At 60.2% G+C, this 17551-nt stretch carries 19 protein-coding genes and 2 pseudogenes; 16 read left to right on the top strand and 5 right to left on the bottom strand.

The genetic code is table 11. The features are described 5' to 3' along the window. Positions 1–1113: 1113 nt before the first annotated feature. Positions 1114–2066, top strand: a pseudogene (locus QZ964_RS01960) (IS110 family transposase); the annotation flags it as partial. An 828-nt stretch (positions 2067–2894) separates the two neighbouring features. Next, entirely contained in the window at positions 2895–4865 is a 1971-nt protein-coding gene (locus QZ964_RS01955; protein ID WP_367119196.1) for a DUF3363 domain-containing protein, read from the top strand. Between the two features lie 11 nt (positions 4866–4876). Here the strand turns inward: QZ964_RS01955 and QZ964_RS01950 are convergent, their stop codons facing one another. Beyond that, positions 4877–5209 carry an integration host factor subunit alpha gene (locus QZ964_RS01950; RefSeq protein WP_292528332.1) on the bottom strand — a complete coding sequence of 111 codons (333 nt, stop codon included), beginning with the start codon at positions 5207–5209 and terminating at the stop codon, positions 4877–4879. 251 nt (positions 5210–5460) lie between these two features. On the opposite strand from QZ964_RS01950, the gene QZ964_RS01945 reads away from it, so the two are divergent. The 7 genes from QZ964_RS01945 (at position 5461) to QZ964_RS01915 (ending at position 11085) form a co-directional block, all read left to right on the top strand. After that, positions 5461–5748, top strand: coding sequence for a hypothetical protein (locus tag QZ964_RS01945; protein ID WP_292528330.1), 288 nt, complete (start codon positions 5461–5463; stop codon positions 5746–5748). A gap of 27 nt (positions 5749–5775) precedes the next feature. After that, complete coding sequence (locus tag QZ964_RS01940; RefSeq protein WP_292528328.1) at positions 5776–7467, top strand: recombinase family protein; 1692 nt, start codon at positions 5776–5778, stop codon at positions 7465–7467. 99 nt (positions 7468–7566) lie between these two features. After that, the gene (locus QZ964_RS01935; protein WP_292528326.1) at positions 7567–8886 is read left to right on the top strand and encodes a site-specific integrase; all 1320 of its coding nucleotides are present in this window, start codon (positions 7567–7569) and stop codon (positions 8884–8886) included. A 71-nt stretch (positions 8887–8957) separates the two neighbouring features. Continuing rightward, positions 8958–9350 (top strand): hypothetical protein, encoded by a 393-nt coding sequence (locus tag QZ964_RS01930; RefSeq protein ID WP_292528325.1) that lies wholly within the window; start codon positions 8958–8960, stop codon positions 9348–9350. A 360-nt stretch (positions 9351–9710) separates the two neighbouring features. After that, positions 9711–9890: a hypothetical protein gene (locus QZ964_RS01925; RefSeq protein WP_292528323.1), complete on the top strand. Its 180-nt coding sequence runs from the start codon at positions 9711–9713 to the stop codon at positions 9888–9890. A gap of 398 nt (positions 9891–10288) precedes the next feature. Further along, a complete protein-coding gene (locus QZ964_RS01920; protein WP_292528321.1) occupies positions 10289–10570 on the top strand; it encodes a hypothetical protein in 282 nt (93 codons plus the stop codon). Next, a complete protein-coding gene (locus tag QZ964_RS01915) occupies positions 10570–11085 on the top strand; it encodes a cupin domain-containing protein (protein ID WP_292528320.1) in 516 nt (171 codons plus the stop codon). Before QZ964_RS01920 ends, QZ964_RS01915 begins: the two co-directional genes overlap by 1 nt. Before the next feature lie 1077 nt (positions 11086–12162). Here the strand turns inward: QZ964_RS01915 and QZ964_RS01910 are convergent. Continuing rightward, positions 12163–12345, bottom strand: coding sequence for a hypothetical protein (locus QZ964_RS01910; protein WP_292528318.1), 183 nt, complete (start codon positions 12343–12345; stop codon positions 12163–12165). A gap of 500 nt (positions 12346–12845) precedes the next feature. On the opposite strand from QZ964_RS01910, the gene QZ964_RS01905 reads away from it, so the two are divergent. The 3 genes from QZ964_RS01905 to QZ964_RS01895 all read left to right on the top strand — a co-directional run bounded on the left by QZ964_RS01905 (position 12846) and on the right by QZ964_RS01895 (position 13823). Further along, positions 12846–13043, top strand: a complete 198-nt coding sequence (locus QZ964_RS01905; protein ID WP_292528316.1) for a hypothetical protein — start codon at positions 12846–12848, stop codon at positions 13041–13043. After that, positions 13024–13377, top strand: coding sequence for a hypothetical protein (locus QZ964_RS01900; protein WP_292528314.1), 354 nt, complete (start codon positions 13024–13026; stop codon positions 13375–13377). The genes QZ964_RS01905 and QZ964_RS01900 overlap by 20 nt, the downstream gene beginning before the upstream one ends. Positions 13378–13553: 176 nt before the next feature. Then, positions 13554–13823: a hypothetical protein gene (locus QZ964_RS01895; protein WP_292528312.1), complete on the top strand. Its 270-nt coding sequence runs from the start codon at positions 13554–13556 to the stop codon at positions 13821–13823. Positions 13824–13889: 66 nt separating this feature from the next. On the opposite strand, the gene QZ964_RS01890 is transcribed toward QZ964_RS01895, so the two are convergent. Further along, positions 13890–14120 (bottom strand): helix-turn-helix domain-containing protein, encoded by a 231-nt coding sequence (locus QZ964_RS01890; protein WP_292528311.1) that lies wholly within the window; start codon positions 14118–14120, stop codon positions 13890–13892. Further along, entirely contained in the window at positions 14120–14329 is a 210-nt protein-coding gene (locus tag QZ964_RS01885; protein WP_292528309.1) for a hypothetical protein, read from the bottom strand. Before QZ964_RS01885 ends, QZ964_RS01890 begins: the two co-directional genes overlap by 1 nt. 911 nt (positions 14330–15240) lie before the next feature. Between QZ964_RS01885 and QZ964_RS01880 the strand changes: the two genes are divergently transcribed. The 4 genes from QZ964_RS01880 (at position 15241) to QZ964_RS01870 (ending at position 17468) form a co-directional block, all read left to right on the top strand. Further along, positions 15241–15999 carry a hypothetical protein gene (locus QZ964_RS01880; RefSeq protein WP_292528308.1) on the top strand — a complete coding sequence of 253 codons (759 nt, stop codon included), beginning with the start codon at positions 15241–15243 and terminating at the stop codon, positions 15997–15999. A 115-nt stretch (positions 16000–16114) separates the two neighbouring features. Next, positions 16115–16327, top strand: a complete 213-nt coding sequence (locus QZ964_RS21455; protein WP_367119194.1) for a helix-turn-helix domain-containing protein — start codon at positions 16115–16117, stop codon at positions 16325–16327. Beyond that, positions 16327–16629: a hypothetical protein gene (locus tag QZ964_RS01875; RefSeq protein ID WP_292528306.1), complete on the top strand. Its 303-nt coding sequence runs from the start codon at positions 16327–16329 to the stop codon at positions 16627–16629. Before QZ964_RS21455 ends, QZ964_RS01875 begins: the two co-directional genes overlap by 1 nt. A 200-nt stretch (positions 16630–16829) precedes the next feature. Beyond that, the gene (locus QZ964_RS01870; RefSeq protein ID WP_292528304.1) at positions 16830–17468 is read left to right on the top strand and encodes a DUF3987 domain-containing protein; all 639 of its coding nucleotides are present in this window, start codon (positions 16830–16832) and stop codon (positions 17466–17468) included. On the opposite strand, the pseudogene QZ964_RS01865 reads toward QZ964_RS01870, so the two are convergent. Next, positions 17413–17551: pseudogene (locus QZ964_RS01865) on the bottom strand (IS630 family transposase); the annotation flags it as partial. The gene QZ964_RS01870 and the pseudogene QZ964_RS01865 sit on opposite strands and share 56 nt — an antisense overlap.

The raw sequence follows: 17551 nt of genomic DNA, 5'->3' as shown, positions 1-17551 counted from the left end.
TAACCCCCGACCGAGGTTAGGAGGCTAGTCAGCCACATTTCGAGCGGTTTCGGCTGCGCATGTCAGTATGAACAGATCGGTCAGGCCCGAATAATCGAGTGTATTGACTTCGCTTCGCCAAACTTAGGCCATGGCACTTTAATGCCGGCTGCCGTCAGGAACATCTGCGCCACATAAAGAACAATGAACACCCCGACCAAAACGACGAGCACGTTAACAACAGTCCGAAATGGCTCCGCGAGAGGAATGATACGGAGCAAGGTCGTCGCGGCCCACCAAAAACGCCGATGATGATGACGAGAAAGATCAGTCCTATCAATGTTTCGATCATTGTCATGTCTCCACCAAGCCGACACTGCCCAAATGGCGGCCGACCTTGCGAAAATATGTGCCCATCTGGCGTTTCAGACAAGGCCGAGCTTTGCAAATGATCCGTTGGCGGCGATTTGGGGCTCATCGCCTCCTCTGGAGCGCTCTGCCTCGTTCAGGAACCTCGTGACATGTGCCCCGGATAATTTCTGTCAGCGCCCTGTCGATCCTATTCTGGATCGGTGAAGGCTGTGTGACACCGTGAGCTTGAGCGCTTTCAGCCGATAGATCTGTCCTTCCGTCTGGCCGTTGCTCCAAGGCTCAGTGATCGCACTTCTCAGCGCGTCGATGTGTCTCTGCAGCGTGCAAGCAAAACGTTGCATCGCATTAGAGGCCCGACTTCTGGGCGTCTTTCAGCCAGACGCCGAGCTTGCCAACGCTCTTGCTTTTGAGCATGCCCCTAAATCGCATGGCGAGTCGACGCATTGGGGCGCGCGGAGCGGTCGGGGTGACGTAGCGCCTCGGCGTACACTTCAACATGCTCGACCAATACGCGCGCCGTGCCGTGTTCTGGGATCGTTTCGAACCCACCGGAGATCCTCCCATCTCCGATGGAACCGTATGTGTCGAGAAATTTCACCTCCAAAGAGAGCGTGTAGAGATCATACGTTTGCTATTCGACGCGTCGCTGAATGAAGTCGCCGACGCGATTCAAGGACAAGCTCAAAGCTTGGGGATTGATGTTGGCGAAACGCGGTTGCCGGCGCAAGCGACCGCCGCCGTCGCCCGCAAGCTCGCGGTCGTCTCGTTGGACTCGACGAAAAAGGCGAAGTCGTTCTTCGCCGCAGGCGCAATTGGTCGAGAAGCTTGCGCCGTGCACCATCGGCATGGAGGCATGCTGCGGAACCCATCACCTCGGACGTCAATTTGCGGCTCTAGGGCACACGGTCAGATTGATGCCGCCTGAATACGTCAAGTGCTACGTTAAGGCGCAGAAGAACGATGACCGGGACGCCGAAGGAATCGCGGAAGCCGCGACCAGGCCGACGATGCAGTTCGGTACACTTAAGAGCGAGAACAGCTCGATCTCCAGTCGCTCCACCGCACGAGAGACCGTCTCGTCGGGGGAGGAACCGCTCTCATCAATCAGCTGCGGGCAGTTCTTTTCGAGCGCGGCTTGGTTATTCCCAAAGGCCGAACAAAGCTGGATCGATGGTTGCGGGAAGAACTGCCAAACGCGCGCGGCCTGAGCCCCCGTATGCAGCAGCTCGTGAGTGACCTGATGCTCGAGCTTCGGGAACTTGATAAGCGGATCGCAGCATTCGACCGTGAGTTCGCCGAATTGAGCCGAAGCAACGAAATAATACGCTCCCTGCTGTCGATTCCCGGCGTCGGCGTCATCAACGCCACGGCAATCGGCGCCGCAATTGGCGTGGGTCGGCGTTCGCGAAAGGGCGCGACTTCGCTGCGTGGCTCGGGCTCGTCCCCCGTCAAGTGACGACTGGAGGAAGCCCCGGCTCGTCGGAATTACGAAACGAGGGAGTAGCTATTTGCGCATCTTACTGATCCACGGCGCTCGCTCGGCATTGCCGAGTTTGGCAAAGAGCGAGACTCGTCCCGGGAGCTGGCTTCGCGCATTGCTCGAACGGGTGAAACGCAACGTCGTTGTCGTCGCCCTGGCGAACAAACTGGCTCGGATCATATGGGCCGTTGCGCGGTCGGCGCGCATATTCGATGCCCGTCTGGTAGCCGCCTGACGGCTATAGGAATGACAACGGAAATGCCGCCAAGCTGCATTCCGATTGCAAGAAGTCTGCGGGTGGCGTGACAAAGATGGCCCAACAATCGATCGGCGTTCGGTAAACCTGTCATCAGGCAAGGGCCCATTCGAGGCCGCGTATCTTATCAGGAACCGCGCGCGCGACTCTCCATCTTGGCCGGACAATCTACGTCGAGGCCGGATACGTTGATGCAGATTGTGAGGTCGATTTTGAACACAACGCTTGCAGTCGGGGCAGGCCATACGTTGCCTGTGGCCGGTCGTCCGGACCACGCCGGAATGCCTGTGACGGTGCCCCATGAATCCGATGGCAATATGCACCGCGGCGGATCCGATGTCGTTTGGCTGTTGCCGCCGAGTGACAAAAAACAAGCCATCGATGAGCGCGGAAGAGTGCACGGCGCGCCAGAACTCTCGCCTGTCAACGAGCTTCTCAGTGCAGAAAAGACCAGAGTAGAATGTCGTGATATATCGGAGAGACGACGATGTCGAAAACGTCTTGCCAAATGCACCCGATTGAGAGGGCAAGATTAAAGCAAGCGTGCCGCTTGCCTGTAAGGTTTTGTCTGCACATTGTTATTTGCCGGCCATGAGACTTTTTGCAGTGTGGGCGCTTTCGCTTATCGTTTCTTTTTCAACGCCATGATGCGAGCTGCGCGGATTTGCGCTTGTTTTGCAGGCGCGCCGGCGCGAGCTCTTGCGCATGAGCAGCGACGACACTTCCGACCTTCGACTCCGCGCCGGGAAAATCCGTGATCGAGGCGGTTCGCCATCGCGGCGACCGCGTTCCTTGTTCGCGCAGGTGATGAAGGCCGTGACGAAGACGAAGGGCGCCGAGATCGGGCCGGCGCCGAAGCGCGGCGGTCGCTCCGATCGGCGACGCGATGGTGCGGCGAGTCGACACCGGAAAGGGAGATGTTGCCGCATCGGTCGGGGACAGGCGGCGGCCGATCGTTTGAAGCTTGTGGCCCAGCAGCGCGAGCCGGGCGAGCGGATGCGGCGCGTCGTCGTGAAGGCGCGGATCGTCAGGTTGAAACTCGGGAGCAAGGGAGCCGACGCGCATCTGCGTTATTTGCAGCGGGACGGAACCGACCGGGAAGGAAAGAAAGGGAGGCTTTACGGAGCGGATACTGACGCCGCGGATGGTCGTGAGTTTCTGGAGTGCGGGCGCGAGGATCGGCATCAGTTTCGGTTCATCGTCGCGCCCGAAGACGGCGATCAGCTTTCCGACCTTCGCGCCTTCACCCGCGATGTGATGAAGCAGATGGAGGAGGACCTCGGAACGAAGCTCGACTGGGTCGCGGTCGACCACTTCAACACCGGCCATCCACATAGCCATGTCGTCATCCGAGGCAAGGACGAAGCCGGCAAGGATCTGGTCATCGCCCAGGACTACATCACGGACGGAATTAGGCTGCGCGCGCAGGAGCTGGCGACGCTGGAATTGGGACCGGAGACCGACCTTGAACTGCGATCGAAACTCACGGCGGAAATCACTGCCGAGCGCTTCACCCGGATCGATCGGGCGATGCTCGCCGAGGCCGGCGAGGGAACGCTCAACTTGCGACCGGAAGCCGGTCAGGTCCGCGCCGACTTCGATCGAACGCTGCGCATCGGCAGATTGCAGACGCTGTCGCGCTATGGCCTCGCCACGGAGAGCGAGCCGGGCGTGTGGAAACTGTCTGACGAGTTGGAGCCGACGCTGCGGGAACTCAGTGGGCGCGGCGACATCATCAAGGCGATCAACAGGGCGCTAAAGGCGCGGGGAGAAGAGCGCGCCCTGGAAAGCTACTCCCTTCACGGGGAGGAGGCCACGGCCCGGATCACAGGCCGCGTGATCGACAAGCGGCTGACCGATGAACTTGGCGAGCGACTTGGCCTCGTCGTCGACGGCGTCGACGGGCGCGTCCATCATGTCGCGCTCGGCTCCGAGGCAATGTCCAACGCCGCCGAGGAGGCGTCCATCGGATCAATCGTCGAGATCGCCCCTGCGCCCGCCGGGCCGCGACCGGCGGACCGCAACATCGCCCAGCTCGCCGGCGACTCAGGCGACTATCGCCCCAGCATCCACCGCGCGATCGCCGAGGCAAGCCGCATCCGCGTTCCGGGCGGCGACAACGACGCCTATGTCGAGAGCCATGTGCGGCGACTGGAGGCGCTGCGCCGGGCGGGGATCGTGGAGCGGCTGGACGCCGACCATTGGCGCGTGCCGCCTGACTTCGAGCAGCGCGCGGCCGACTATGACGCCCAGCGGCGCGGACGCATGACGCTGCGTGTCCTTTCTAGTCTCGATCTCGAGTCCCAGATCGGCACCGACGGCGCCACCTGGCTCGACCGGGAGATGACGTCGTCCAGACGCGTTCCCATCGTGCGCGCCGGATTTGGCGCCGACGTCGACCGGGCGATGAAACAACGCCGAGAGATGCTTGTCGAAATGGGCCACGCCCGGCGTACGCCGGATAACGTCATCCGCGTGCCGGGAGACCTGGTCGCCCGACTGGAGAGGAGCGAGATCGAACGCGTCGGCAAATCCATGGCGGCGGACAAGCACGCCCCCTTCAAAATGAAAGCGGAAGGCGAGCGCATCTCGGGCGTCTTCACCGGCACGACTAGTCTCGTTTCCGGCAAATACGCCGTCATCGAGAACGCCTACGAGTTCACGCTCGTGCCCTGGCGACCGGTCATGGATGACCGCCTCGGACGCCAGATCAGCGGCGTCGTCCGAAACTCGGGAATCTCATGGGACTTCACCCGGTCGCGGGGAATTGGCATTTGAGCGATCGTTGCTCAATTGGGAAGGCAGTCGGCAGAGTCTTGATTCATTTGCGTAAGAAGCGCCGGCGACGGGTGAAAGGTCACGACCCTGCGAGCGCTAATGACCGCCTCCGCCCCGGTCTTGGGGTTGCGTCCGGTGCGCTGCCGCTTGGCGCGGAGGTTGAACGTTCCAAAATTGCGCAGCTTGACCGGTTCGCCGCGAACAAGCGCGTCGGCCAGTTCATCGAAGGTCTCATCGAAAATCTTGCGAGCCTCGGCTCGAGACAGCGCCGGGCAACAATTATAAATCGCCGCTCGCAAGTCGTGTCGTGTGAAAGTGCGCACTCCGTCGCTTTTCTTCAGCATGCGAACGCCGGCAGTTGATCCAAACCTTGCACGCTCGCCTCCAAAAACGCTCATGGCCACACTCCAGTGCGATGATTTTGCCGAAAACCTAACGATTATTCGCTCTTTTTCGGCCGCGCAACTTGCGAGAATCTGATCCCTGCGGCCTTCAACGCGCGCGTTCCCAGCCGCCATGACGACGCCGCGAAGGATCGAAGCCCCGCTGTCGTTCGCGGGCATTTCCAATCCTTCTCCAAACTGCGCTTCGCGCTGTGTCGGAGAATTGGGCCGTTCAATTGGCGACGATCCGCCGCCATGGTTTCGGCATGGCTCATCCTCGTCGCGCGCATCAACAAGTTTCCGCCCGCGGGAACGCAAATGGCGATGGCGTTGGCGGACTGAGGCGGTATGATTCGGCTTCGAGAACGATCAACGCCGCTGGCGAAATCGCCGTCACCGACGATTGGCCCGAAGATATTCCCGTTACCGCGGCCGAAGTCGATGTGTTGGAAATGTATCTCGGCGACATGCTCGACGCCTTTCTTCGACCGCGTCATTGAGCTTTCGATAGAGCCTGGGAGCTCCACATGACCGACCCTGTTCGAGCCGCTCTCTATCTGCGCGTTTCAACCACGCGACAGGCGGAGGTCGATCTGTCCATTCCTGACCAGCAGGCGCAGACCAGCGCCTATTGCGGCCGCCAAGGCTGGCGAGTGGTGGCCGAATATGTCGAACCGGGCGCCTCCGCCATGGACGACAACCGGCCCGAGTTCCAGCGCATGATCGAGCGCGCTTGCGACGACGATCATCCGATCGACGCCATCGTCGTCCATTCCTTCTCGCGCTTCTTTCGCGAAGCCTTTGGGTTGGAGATGTACGTCAGGAAACTCGCTAAACATGGCGTGCGACTGGTTTCGATCACTCAGGAGCTTGGCGACGACCCCGCGCAGGTCATGATGCGGCAGGTCATCGCCCTCTTCGACGAATATCAGAGCCGCGAGAACGGCAAGCATGTGCTCCGCGCCATGAAGGAGAACGCCCGCCAAGGCTTCTACAATGGCTCGCGCCTGCCGCTCGGCTATGCGCTGAGCGAAGTCGACAAGCGCGGTCACCGCACCAAGAAAAAGCTCGTCATCGATCCTGTCGAAGCCGAGACGGTGCGGTTGATCTACCGCCTCTATCTCGAAGGCGATGGCGGCAGAGGCCCGATGGGCGTCAAGGAGGTGACCAAGGCGTTGAATGCTAAAGGGCTACGGACACGGCTTGGCGCCCGTTTCGGCGTCGCTTCGGTCCACAAGATACTGACCAATCCTGTCTACGCCGGGAGTTGGCGCTTCAATCAGCGCGAAGCCAAGACAGGGAGAGCCAAGCCCGCAAATGAGATCATCGAAGTTGCGGTTCCGGCGATCATCGTACAGCCTGTTTTCGACAGGCCTCAGGCGAGCTTGAAAGCGCGCGATCCGCGCATCCTGCCGCCGCGCGTCGTCACGGGGCCGATCCTCCTCACAGGCCTGGCGCACTGCGCGACATGCGGCGGCGCGATGACGTTGCGCACCGGGACGTCAAAATCTGGCAAGGTGCACCGTTATTATTCGTGCTCGACAGCCGCGCGGATCGGCAAGACGGGCTGCAAAGGCCGCTCCATCGCCATGGATCGGCTCGACGGACTGGTGACAACCCATCTCGCAGATCGGTTGCTCGGCCCAACCCGTTTGGCCGGCCTTCTGACCTCCCTAGCTGAAAAGCGCGCGTCGAACGACGCCGAAGTCCAGGAGCGGGCGCGCGTCCTACAACAGGAGATCGCGCAGGCCGACGAAAAGCTTTGCCGGCTCTACAAATTGGTCGAGGATGGCCTCACGGATATCGACGAGACGCTGGCGGACCGGCTCGCCGCGCTCAAATCGGATCGCGACCGGGCCAGGGCGGCCTTGGAGCGCATCAAGGTTCAGCTTGCGCCTCAGCTCACGTTGGATGCGGATCAGGTCGAGCGCTTCAGCGCTTTCATGCGAGAGCGGATAACCACCGGCGACACCACGTTCCGGAAGGCCTATCTCCGTTCGATCGTCGACGCGATCGAAGTGGACAACAAGGTCATTCGCATCCACGGCTCCAAGGTCAGCCTCGAACAGGCCGTCATGGCCGGAGAACAAATCGGCAAGGGTGTTCGCAGTTTTATACGCAAATGGCGCTCCCTAGGGGACTCGAACCCCTGTTTTCGCCGTGAGAGAGGGATAACCAACACTTTGGCGGACGCTGGTGGACACGCGGTTGTGATATAATAACTGGTTTTCCTATGTTTTCTGTCCGCAGCTATCCGCACTTGTCCGCGCACGCCTTTTCCGTATAATGTCCGTATACGGAATCGAGGGCGCGCGAAAATGGCCCGGACAGTCAAAAACGCGAAGATTGACACCCGTTCGGCCCGCGCGAAGCTCGCGGAGCGGCGCGAGCCCTATTGGACCGTCATTTCGGCGGGCTGCGCTGTTGGCTACAGGCGCGGCTCTAAAGGCGGGACATGGGTCGCCCGACTGCGCGACGAAAGCGGCAAGCAGAATTACGAGGCTTTGGGAGCCGCCGACGACGCCCGCGACGCGGACGGCCTCACGGTGTTCACAATCCAGCAAGCGCAAGAGCGGGCGCGAGCGTTCTTCGCACGGAAGGCGAGAGAGCTGGCGGGTGAGTTCGCCCCGGAAGACGGACCCTATACCGTCGCCAAGGCATTGGACTCTTATTTCGCCGAGCGAGAGCGCAAAGGCTCCAAGGGCCTCGCGAAGGATCGCGCAGCCGCCAGCGCCCGGATACTGCCCCACCTGGGCGAAACCGAAGTAGCCAAGCTCACAACCAAGCGTCTTCGGGATTGGCAATCCGCCTTGGCGACCGCGCCGAAGCTAGCCCGCACCGGCCGCATGACGAGAAAGCGCCGCAAGCCTGTCGCGATCGATCCGAAAGATACTGACGCGGTGCGCGCACGACGCTCGACAGCCAACCGGACGCTTACCGTCTTAAAGGCGGCGCTCAATCACGCTTTCCATGAGGGGCGGGTCGCCAGCGATGACGCATGGCGCAAGGTGAAGCCATTCCGTGAGGCCGACGCTCCAATAATCAGGTTCCTGACTGACGACGAGTCACGTCGGCTTGTGAACGCCTGCGACGGACCCTTCCGCGACCTTGTGCGGGCGGCGCTTCTAACCGGCTGTCGTTATGGCGAATTAACGCGGATGCGCGCCAGCGACTTCAGTCGCGAGACCGGAACGATCGCAGTCCGCGAGAGCAAAGCAGGCAAACCTCGCCATGTGGCGCTCACCGACGAAGGTCAGCACCTTTTTGCAACGCTGACAGCGGGCAAGACAGGACGCGACCCGATCTTCGTCCGCGACGACGGCGCGACATGGGGACCGTCGCATCAGCAACGCCCCCTCGATGCCGCGAGCAGACGCGCCAAGATCACGCCAGCGGCGACTTTTCACATTCTGCGGCACAGCTATGCGAGCGCGCTCGCCATGCGCGCCGTGCCGATGGGCGTCATCGCCGCGCAACTCGGGCACGCTGACACGCGCATGACTGAGAAGCACTATGCGCATCTGGCGCCGAGTTATGTCGCGGAGACCGTTCGCGGCGCTCTACCAGCGCTCGGGATCGTGGAGCAATCGAACATTGCCCCCTTGAGGGGCTCGAAATCGGGCGGAGGTCCCGCCTGATAAAGCGGCCGGGCGAGGCGGTGGAGCGCCAAACCCGGCCTACCACAACGCGAAGGATAGAGGTTCGCATCATGGCTAAGACCAAAGATACCACAACCGAGGCGCACGAGCGCCCTGGCGCGATAGTCGAAGCGCTTCGCGAGGCCGGCGTTGACCGTGAACTGACGATGCGGGTTTTTAGCTGCATCGAAACCGAACGCGCCACGGCCATCGCGAAGGCGGCGCGCCTTTTCTACAATGCCGACGAAGACGACCCGATCACTCCCGGCCAGTTCGACGACGAGCTTAACAACATGACGCGCCGCATGTGGGGCGTCGTCGCCGCGGTGGAAGGCGCCTTGGACGGGAAAGACGATTCTGTCGGCCAAGGAGTGTTACAGCTCGTTAATGACCCCGCGCAGGAAATGGAACGCCTCGCCGAGGCGTTCGACGCGGAGCAATGGCTTGCGAAGGAGCCGGCATGAGCAACGCCACGCTCCCGCAGTTATGGCTCCGCGTTCAACGGCTGAGGCTCGCGCGTTGGGCTTTTTGCCTCAGCCGAGCCTCGCGCCGCCTTGCCGAATGGATCATGCCCGAGGATTTGCGGCGCAAGTTGTGACGGATTAAGCTTTTTACACGTCGCCGGTTTTGATCTCCTCTTTGCCGGCGCAGAGCGCCCCGACCGTGGATGTAACGGCGGGGCGTTTCCTTTTTCCCGCCCCTTGAACCGGCGTGGCGTGGGGTGCAATCTTCCTCATGGGGGTTGCAAAATTACATGGGCGTTTTTCATCGCAGTCGGCGTCGTGTCGCCGCGCTTGTCGCAATCGAAGCGATCGGCGGCTGACATGAGCGCGCAAGACTTGCTTTTTACCCTCGCCGCGGGCGCATTCCTCGTGATTGTTGTCTTAGTTGTCTCCAGCTTCAGCCGTCGCGCTCTAACCCTCGCCAATAGACGGAAAGAACTCGAACGGCTGAAATCTCAGGAGGCAGACAGCAAGAAGGATGATTTGAGGCGGGGGCTTTGAGCCTGCATCGTGCCAAGCGACGAATGCCCCAGCGTCGTCGCTTGGCCGGACGGGCGGATGCCGCTCTCAGGCATAGAGCCAGACACGCGCTCTGCTTCGCGATCCTTCAGGTTCCGCCGTCTGCTTGCCGGGGACGCAGCCACGCCAAACGTCACTCGCCGCGCATCCGGACTTCGGCCGCATCTATTTCTTTCCGGCGGTTCTTAATTGTGCGCATAGGCACGAAAAGCCTGAACTTTGCAACGAAGTAAATATTAGCAGCTCCGGTCGAGCAACTATCAAATTACTTTTAAATTACTTCTTAAAATACTTTGACGTCTATTGTCGTTCGGTCAAGCTACCCCCATGTTTTGAATACGGCGCGCCGCGCCGTGTGGGCGCGCCGAAAGGGGGATCCCATGAGCTACGTCTTTCAATCCACGCTGATTGACACGATGCAGCAATACGCCGCGCTCGCTGCAGAGGAATATTTGAGTGCCGCCGGGGCCAACGGCGACGCCATCCAACGCGATTTACTGCACGGAGAGACGGACTCCGAATTGGCGAATGACGCCGTTCGCGCGTGGTCTCTTGACGAGTGGTCTCTCGAGGAGATGGACGTCAACGCGCTGGAGGAGGCTTTCGCCGATTTGCGCGAACGCCTGACGTCAGATTCAATTCGCGACCGAAGGAGGCACTGATGAAACGGAAACTAGCGGTGCTCATTACCGGCGTTGGTATCGTTTGCGGCTCGGCGGCGGTGGCCGAGACGGTGGGCACGCATAAGGCTTTCCTGCCGCAGGACATCAAGTGGGGGCCGATGCCCCCTAACCTGCCAACCGGTGCGGAGGCAGCGGTGCTGTATGGCGATCCGTCCAAGGAGGGCATGTTCGCGCTTCGGCTCAAGGCGCCGAAGGGCTATCGCATCCCTCCGCACACCCACCCGAACCCCGAAGCCATCACGGTCATCTCTGGCAAAATTACATTAGGGATGGGTCCGTCGGCCGACCGCGTCAGCATCGAATATCTGCCGGCGGGCAGTTTCGCGTCTATGCCGCATGGAGTAGTCCATTACGTTCTCGTCGATGAAGACTCGATCGTGCAGGTCAATGCGACGGGGCCTTGGGGCATCGACTATGTCAATGCGAAAGATGATCCTCGTCTCAACGGGGCGCCTGACCCAAGTTCAGACCTTTACTCTTCAAAACAGAAATGATCCGGTCAGCGACGTAACCCAGCTTGCCGGCGTCGAGTTCGTCGCCGAGAACGGCGGTGGGGCGTTTTTGCTTTTCACGACGGATTGACGCCGCGTCTTCGTGCTCTCGCCCCTTGCAGGGCTGTAGGGGGCGTCAATGCCTTGGCCCGGTCAGCAGTGGCCGAGCGGTTCACGAGAACGCACGACATTGATGAACTGGCGGGCGTTTCCTGTTCCTCAAAGTGCAACGCCTAATACTTCGCAAGGCGCTCTATCGCGTCGACAAATGCCTCGGGCGCAGTCCTTACGCGCCGGAAAACACGCGCCGGCAATTCTCCCAGGACCCGAACCGCAGACGAAGCAGCGAAGATTCTAAAACTGGACACAATGCGTTGCATGGGCGACTCCAATTGAGCTGCGCCCAATTCGGGCGCTCGCCTAGCCCCGAATGATCGTCATGCAACTTCCTTAAAAATTCAGGGGCTCGATGCCGCCGTCAACGCCAGGCGATAGCCTGCACGAAGGCCCCTGGTTCAACTTCGAAAGGCGATTGAGAGCTGGCGCGAAAGGCCAAAGCTCATCTATGAAGTCGCCACCGATGCGCTGCAGCAATGAATTGGCCGTCGCGGCGTTCATTGCCGTGTAGCCGTCCAACAAAGCCTTGTGCTAGAGATAAGACCGCAACCATCGCTGTGAGAGGTGCGCGGTGACGCGTCTCGTGCTCGTTGACAAAAAGAATTGCGTTCGCGGCGATACCGCGACTTTGGCGTCCCACTCCTTTGCATGGGCGTATGCCTCAGCCTGCGGCGGCAAAGACGATGTTCCAGGGTTGGCTACCGTGGCAGCCCGTTTGTTGGATACAAAGTTTGGCCGCGGCGGTTCCGCCTATAGCTTCTCGACCTTCGACTCGAATGGCGGCTCAGACGGATATTTCGTCTTTGATTGTGGTCGCGTCGCCGACCGGGCCCCGCCGGCGTTGGCGGATGGCGCTAATCAGGACGCCACTTACGCGGTTATGACCGCATGTTTCTATATCGGCTACGTTCGACGCGACCATTGACGGCTATGGTCTAGCGGCGGACTCGGCGGTTTCTGCGCCTACTTCCCCTCCAGCTTCCGTTCCAATTTCAGCAACGGCGCCTGAAGTTCGGCGGGCAACGGCTCAGCGACAATAAGGGTGAGCTTAATCCGTAGCTCCTTGCCGATTTGCTGGAGACTGGCGAAGGGTATTTCCAGAGGTGCGCAGGCGAGCGGGTCGGTTCTTCGGTTTTGTTCTGTCATGACGCCCCCCGCCCAAGGCGCAAACCCTTCGGCGGCGGTTTTGTTCCCACGGCAATCACACGCATGGCGGACAACCCGGGCGTGAAGCTGAAAAAAGGCCCGCGACCGTTAAGCCGCGGGCAAGGACAGAGCAGCCTGCCGGTCGACAGGCAGCAGCGCCAGACTATCCGTCGGTCGCTTGATGGCAAGCGTGGCCTCGCCGGGCTCCCGCAAAAACCCGTCGTCAGTGCTGAAGCAACAGCATCATGCCGCCCAATATCTCGGCGACGACAATAGATGCGATCACAGCGTTCGCAATCGGTGCGCGGATCATGCGCGAATTTGTGCGCGCAGGCGCACCGAATTTCAATTAGGCACAGCGTCGCACGAGCAAGGGCCGTGACCATGAAGCGGCGGGCAAAAGCGCAACCAAGTGTCGCTATGCAACGCGACGCCAGCCAATTGGCTCTGAGGCGCGACAAGGCAAGCGTGGCAGGCCAAGCGCCGCAGGGACCGATACGATGACCGAAGCTGAGAAGCTAATACGAGGAATAGAATCGCTGCGTGAGACTATCCGGCGCGAGTGGTTCAACATCAGGCTGGATACTCTGACGCATGATGACCGAGTTGTCATTCGAGAGCATATCGAACGCTGCCACGCCGATCTGAAAATCCTGCTGGATCGGCCATGGAATTTGGATGACGGAAATTCAAATTAGCCACCCTATTGTCGGTTCAATTCGGCTCATAGCGCCTTATTTGACTAAAGGCGATCTGCAGTCAGGCTTCTATCCGAGGGCGAGACCTGAGAAAAACGTGGAAGGAGCCGGTATGCATAGGGATTTGATCGACGAGGCCTTCCGGGCCGCCAATCGAATGGCCGCCGATCGCGGGATAAGCTTCGACGGAACTGCGCTGATGCGGGCTGTGCTTGCTGTCGCCGGGGAAGGCGAGGGGCAGAACGAGCCTGAGGAAATTGCCGAGGATGCCATGGAGCTATTGGGCAAGGACAGCGGGGCCTCATCCTCTCGGCGCGGCCGCAGACCATTCTGATTTCCAGCGCCGCACGCGCTGGGGTGAAACCATGATCTTGAAGCACGACGGAGATATCGCGGAACGAAAATGGCGACGAATTGATGCATGGGCGCGACGGCGTTGAAATCGCCGGCGCACCTCAGAACAGTTCGAGTTAAGTGTGCAGGCCGTATCATCGGCGAAGTGGTGCTTTGATGCCAAACTTCATTTTTGAAATCATTCGTGCGGGGGAAGATCCACAAGTCGTCGACGAAATGTCGTTGCCAGACTTTGCAGCGGCCTGGTGCAACGTGGAGAAGCTAGCTCTCAAATTACGAAAGACTGAAACCGGGGCGTTTATTCGGGTGAAAGATTCTGGGGGGCACATGGTTGCCTTCGCGGGCATCTGCACGGCACTTCTCTCTTATGAAAAATGTAATCGAAGGAACTGTCCGCTGAAGCCAGCATCAGAAGGCGAACCGTAAGACGGCGATTCATGGCATTCGATCATTGTTGCAAGTGGCAGCGAGTCGTCAGGGCTGCGCGGCGCATCACGTCCAAAGAGCCAATCTTCCCAGCCTTGCACCGTTCACGTAGATCGGACCGCGCACGGCCTCGCGCACCTTTGCAGGCGATGATGGCGGCGCCGCCATCACCTCACGCACCCATGTTCTGACGCTTTCGTGCGAGACATTGGACGCCACAGCGACGACGCGGACGTTTTTGCGCTTGGCATACATCGCAACAGCCTCGGCGCGCCGCTCCGCAGATATCCCGCTCATTATGCGCGCCCCGCCGCGCGCGCCTCAATTTCATCGATATGCTTCACAAGCCTCTGCGCCAGCGCGTCGGCGACTGCGCTCAAATCTTTGCCGCGAAATTCCGGCTTGTCAGAAAGTCCGTCGATCAGCTCTTGCCGAAACCACGCAACGGCCGCAGCGCGCACGCCTTCAGGCTGCTTCGCGGCGAGCAGCGCCGTCGTATCGATCACGCGGCGGATTGACGCCTCGACGCCATCGCTCGCTTGCTGCGTAGGCTAGTCCCGAACCTTACCGCCAGCATCTCGGCAAGCCTCAGCCGATTCTGTGTAAATCCAGCCCTGACCCTTGCAAGCGTTCTTTCCCTTGCAGGAATTTTTGGGGGTATGGCAATTCGACTTACCCTTGCAACTATTCACTCCAAGGCAACGGACATTGCCGGTCGTGGCCGAAGCCATTGTGGAAACCGCGCCGGATAAAATGAGCGATACAGCCGCGATCGCGAGCGCTGATCCGTTTTTCACTCGGTTTCTCTATTCCTTGTCACTTCTTTTGGAGCGCTCAAAAAGCCCGCGACCGTAGCCACCGTCTGGCACGCCTGACGGTCAACAGGCGCGCGCCGGCGGGGAATTACGCAAAAAACCCGTCGACCGTTAAGCCGACGGGCGCCAGGATGTCGGTGTTGTAAAACGATGTATTTATCGCATGTTAAACGACAACTTGTCCACGAGGAGCGCGAAAAAAGCTGTGGATTGACGTTTCGCCACGCGCTGGGCTCACCTGCAATAGGGGCCGGCGCCTCCACAGCCCGACCCCGATCGCTTCGAAAAGCTAAAAGGTGTTGCAATCGCGCACACCTCGTCGAAAGGCTAAAACATCTATTCGATCGCCAAGGTCTTCGGAGTCGATCGGCGGCCCGCGAACCAGCCTTGCATTGTGCTCGGCACCTATGCACAGCCTCGCCTTGCGTCGTTCCTCGTGCGTCCATATCTGTCCAAACGCGGGGATAGGCCGGCCAGCCGACAAGCGAGCATGTCCACTCGTTTCCCTGCGCCCCATCGGACATTCGCGAGGACACGCGATGGACTCAAGGAAGCCAGTTACTCTCAATGAATTGATTTGCGAGTTGGCATACGGCCGGAGGATGAGCTACGCCGACATGATCGCTTTTGAGCGCGACAACAATTGCGTTCCGGCAGATTCCAAAAGGCGGGGCTGGCTTGAATTGGGGTCGCGCGATCTATCGGGCGGGATCAACGTCTACGTTGGCGGCGTGACCTACGTCGACCCGGAATATGACGAGCGCGCTGATGAGCGCCGATACGAGGCGTTGCGATCGCCTGTCTACTGTGATGCCCGGGACTTTATTTTCGGACATGCCGAAGCCGGCACGATTTGCATTCACGCTCGCAGCCCAAGGGAAGATCGTCGCGACGGCGACTCTGCGCCGATCGCCACGAATTACAGACCGATCCCAAAAGAAGCGTTCATGACGGAACATCTCTTCGCGCCCGACGACCCTCCGATTCTGTGGCCGAAAGAAGGTTGCTTGGCGCAAGATGCGGAGTGGTTTTTCCCGAGGGTGGAGGCGCGGGACGCGGCGAAGATTGTGAGTTTGTGGCCGGCGCAATCTGTGGGCGCTGCGGCTCTTCAGCACTTGGAGCCGCGGGAACTGCCTTCGGGGAACGGCGTCTCACAACAGAAAGTGGACGCCGCATTGCGAACTGTCTCCAATCAATACAAAGCTTCTGACCGTCGGCCAAAGGAAAATGAACTGCTGGCGGCCGTGCGAAAAATCGAGCCAAACACAAGAGTCAATCAACTGCGGGAGGCACGGCGGGAAGGTGTTATCCCCGACACTTGGCTGAAAGTGGGTCGCCCCAAAAAAACTCCGCAAAATTAACTCCGCAAAAATTAATTCCGCAGCGCAGTTGCGTAAATAGACTGCGTAATTTTCATCGTCTTTGCTCTGTCCCTAAGCAGCCGACTCAATCCCGAGGCGGCCGGGGACAGAGCACATGTCGTCTTCCGTTAATTCAAAGGGCGAGGATCGCAAGAGCGCTGACGAACGTCTTGCGCTTTCCGTCGCCGACGCCTGCCGAGCGTTGTCCGTCTCAAGATCGCACTTATATGCGTTGGCCTCGAAAGGTGAGGTCCGGTTGTCTCGCCTTGGCTCCCGCACGCTCGTCAGTATGAGCGAAATCCGCCGACTGCTCGGGGAGGTCGCCTGATGGACGGTCCCCCGAACAGAAAAGCCCGCCCCGACGTTGCAGCATCGGGCGCGGGCAATATTCCAAGACAGCGCGCAGAGCTTACTCCCTCACGGGAACGCGATCAACGTCTCTTGTCGCTCGATTTCCTCGGCGAGGTCGGCGACTCGTTCGTCACGCTGGGCGCGGCTCTCTGCGCTGCTGCGTCGGCGGAAAACCTCGTCGTCATCGAAATGGCGCTACGACAGATGCGCGCGACCATTGTTGAGGGAATCGCGGTGTATAAGGCGATTTCCGCTGACAATGCCGAGGGCGCATCATGACCGGCGCGCCCCCCGAATTTTCATCTTGGCCGCCCGCGAAGCGCGACGAATGGTTTGCGGACGAATACCGCAAACTCTCCCCTAAAACGGCTGCGAACGGCGACGCGGCAGGCGCATATAACCCGCCGAGCATTCCATTCCGCGTTGGGTCAGAATCTCAGGAATCGCGGGAATCGCAGCATGGCGAAGCGCCACGGCCATTGCGGCGAGATGCGCCCCCGGCCGAGCCGTTCCCGATCGACGCTCTTGGCGAGGTGTTGGGAAGCGCCGCGTCCGCAATCATCGATAAAGTGAGATGCGCCGATGCGTTGGCGGCGTCGCCCATTCTCGCGGCGGCATCGCTCGCGGCGCAATCACATGCCGACGTGGAGATTCCCGCCACAGGGAGCGCTCGTCCGCTCTCTCTGTATATCGTATCCGTGGCCGGAACCGGCGAACGCAAGAGCGCAGCCGACGGCGAGGCGATATGGCCAATCCGCAAACGGGAAAAAGCGCTGCGGGAACTGTACGACGGCGACCTGCTCGTCTACCGGCGCGCCAAACGCGCATTCGACGCCTCGCTCGCCAAGGCAGAAAAGGCCAAAGGCGATCGCCATGAAATAGAGGCGGCAATTAGGGATGTAGGCGACGAGCCAGTCGCCCCTCTCCTTCCAATTCTTACAAGTGACGAGCCGACGATCGAGGGGCTGCACAAACTTTTTGAGAAAGGCCAGCCCGCCCTCGGATTATTCAGCGACGAAGGTGGAACCTTCCTAGTAGAGCGTTTCTTTGGATCGACTCATATCATGCCGCGATGTCGATCTTGTAAGTCCAGGTATGAACGACAGGCTCACGGTTAACGTCGTCGATTGCCTCAATGATTCGATCCTTCAACTCCTGTTTGGACGCGACGCGGATATGGCGAAGTGCCGATCGCGCGAGC

Origin of the sequence: Methylocystis sp. (assembly GCF_021731785.1) — a bacterium.
Classification (GTDB): Bacteria; Pseudomonadota; Alphaproteobacteria; order Rhizobiales; family Beijerinckiaceae; genus Methylocystis.
Note: the sequence above shows the minus strand (reverse complement) of the source record. Positions and strands in the feature narration are given on the sequence as shown.

Coding starts and splice junctions, on each gene's coding strand:
- QZ964_RS01935 (WP_292528326.1), top strand. CDS start 7,567: ATGGCCCGGACAGTCAAAAACGCGAAGATTGACACCCGTTCGGCCCGC.
- QZ964_RS01955 (WP_367119196.1), top strand. CDS start 2,895: ATGAAGGCCGTGACGAAGACGAAGGGCGCCGAGATCGGGCCGGCGCCG.
- QZ964_RS01905 (WP_292528316.1), top strand. CDS start 12,846: ATGACCGAAGCTGAGAAGCTAATACGAGGAATAGAATCGCTGCGTGAG.
- QZ964_RS01895 (WP_292528312.1), top strand. CDS start 13,554: ATGCCAAACTTCATTTTTGAAATCATTCGTGCGGGGGAAGATCCACAA.
- QZ964_RS01890 (WP_292528311.1), bottom strand. CDS start 14,120: ATGAGCGGGATATCTGCGGAGCGGCGCGCCGAGGCTGTTGCGATGTAT.
- QZ964_RS01920 (WP_292528321.1), top strand. CDS start 10,289: ATGAGCTACGTCTTTCAATCCACGCTGATTGACACGATGCAGCAATAC.
- QZ964_RS01910 (WP_292528318.1), bottom strand. CDS start 12,345: ATGACAGAACAAAACCGAAGAACCGACCCGCTCGCCTGCGCACCTCTG.
- QZ964_RS01940 (WP_292528328.1), top strand. CDS start 5,776: ATGACCGACCCTGTTCGAGCCGCTCTCTATCTGCGCGTTTCAACCACG.
- QZ964_RS01880 (WP_292528308.1), top strand. CDS start 15,241: ATGAGCTACGCCGACATGATCGCTTTTGAGCGCGACAACAATTGCGTT.
- QZ964_RS01915 (WP_292528320.1), top strand. CDS start 10,570: ATGAAACGGAAACTAGCGGTGCTCATTACCGGCGTTGGTATCGTTTGC.
- QZ964_RS01900 (WP_292528314.1), top strand. CDS start 13,024: ATGACGGAAATTCAAATTAGCCACCCTATTGTCGGTTCAATTCGGCTC.
- QZ964_RS01925 (WP_292528323.1), top strand. CDS start 9,711: ATGAGCGCGCAAGACTTGCTTTTTACCCTCGCCGCGGGCGCATTCCTC.
- QZ964_RS01930 (WP_292528325.1), top strand. CDS start 8,958: ATGGCTAAGACCAAAGATACCACAACCGAGGCGCACGAGCGCCCTGGC.
- QZ964_RS01875 (WP_292528306.1), top strand. CDS start 16,327: ATGGACGGTCCCCCGAACAGAAAAGCCCGCCCCGACGTTGCAGCATCG.
- QZ964_RS21455 (WP_367119194.1), top strand. CDS start 16,115: ATGTCGTCTTCCGTTAATTCAAAGGGCGAGGATCGCAAGAGCGCTGAC.
- QZ964_RS01950 (WP_292528332.1), bottom strand. CDS start 5,209: ATGCTGAAGAAAAGCGACGGAGTGCGCACTTTCACACGACACGACTTG.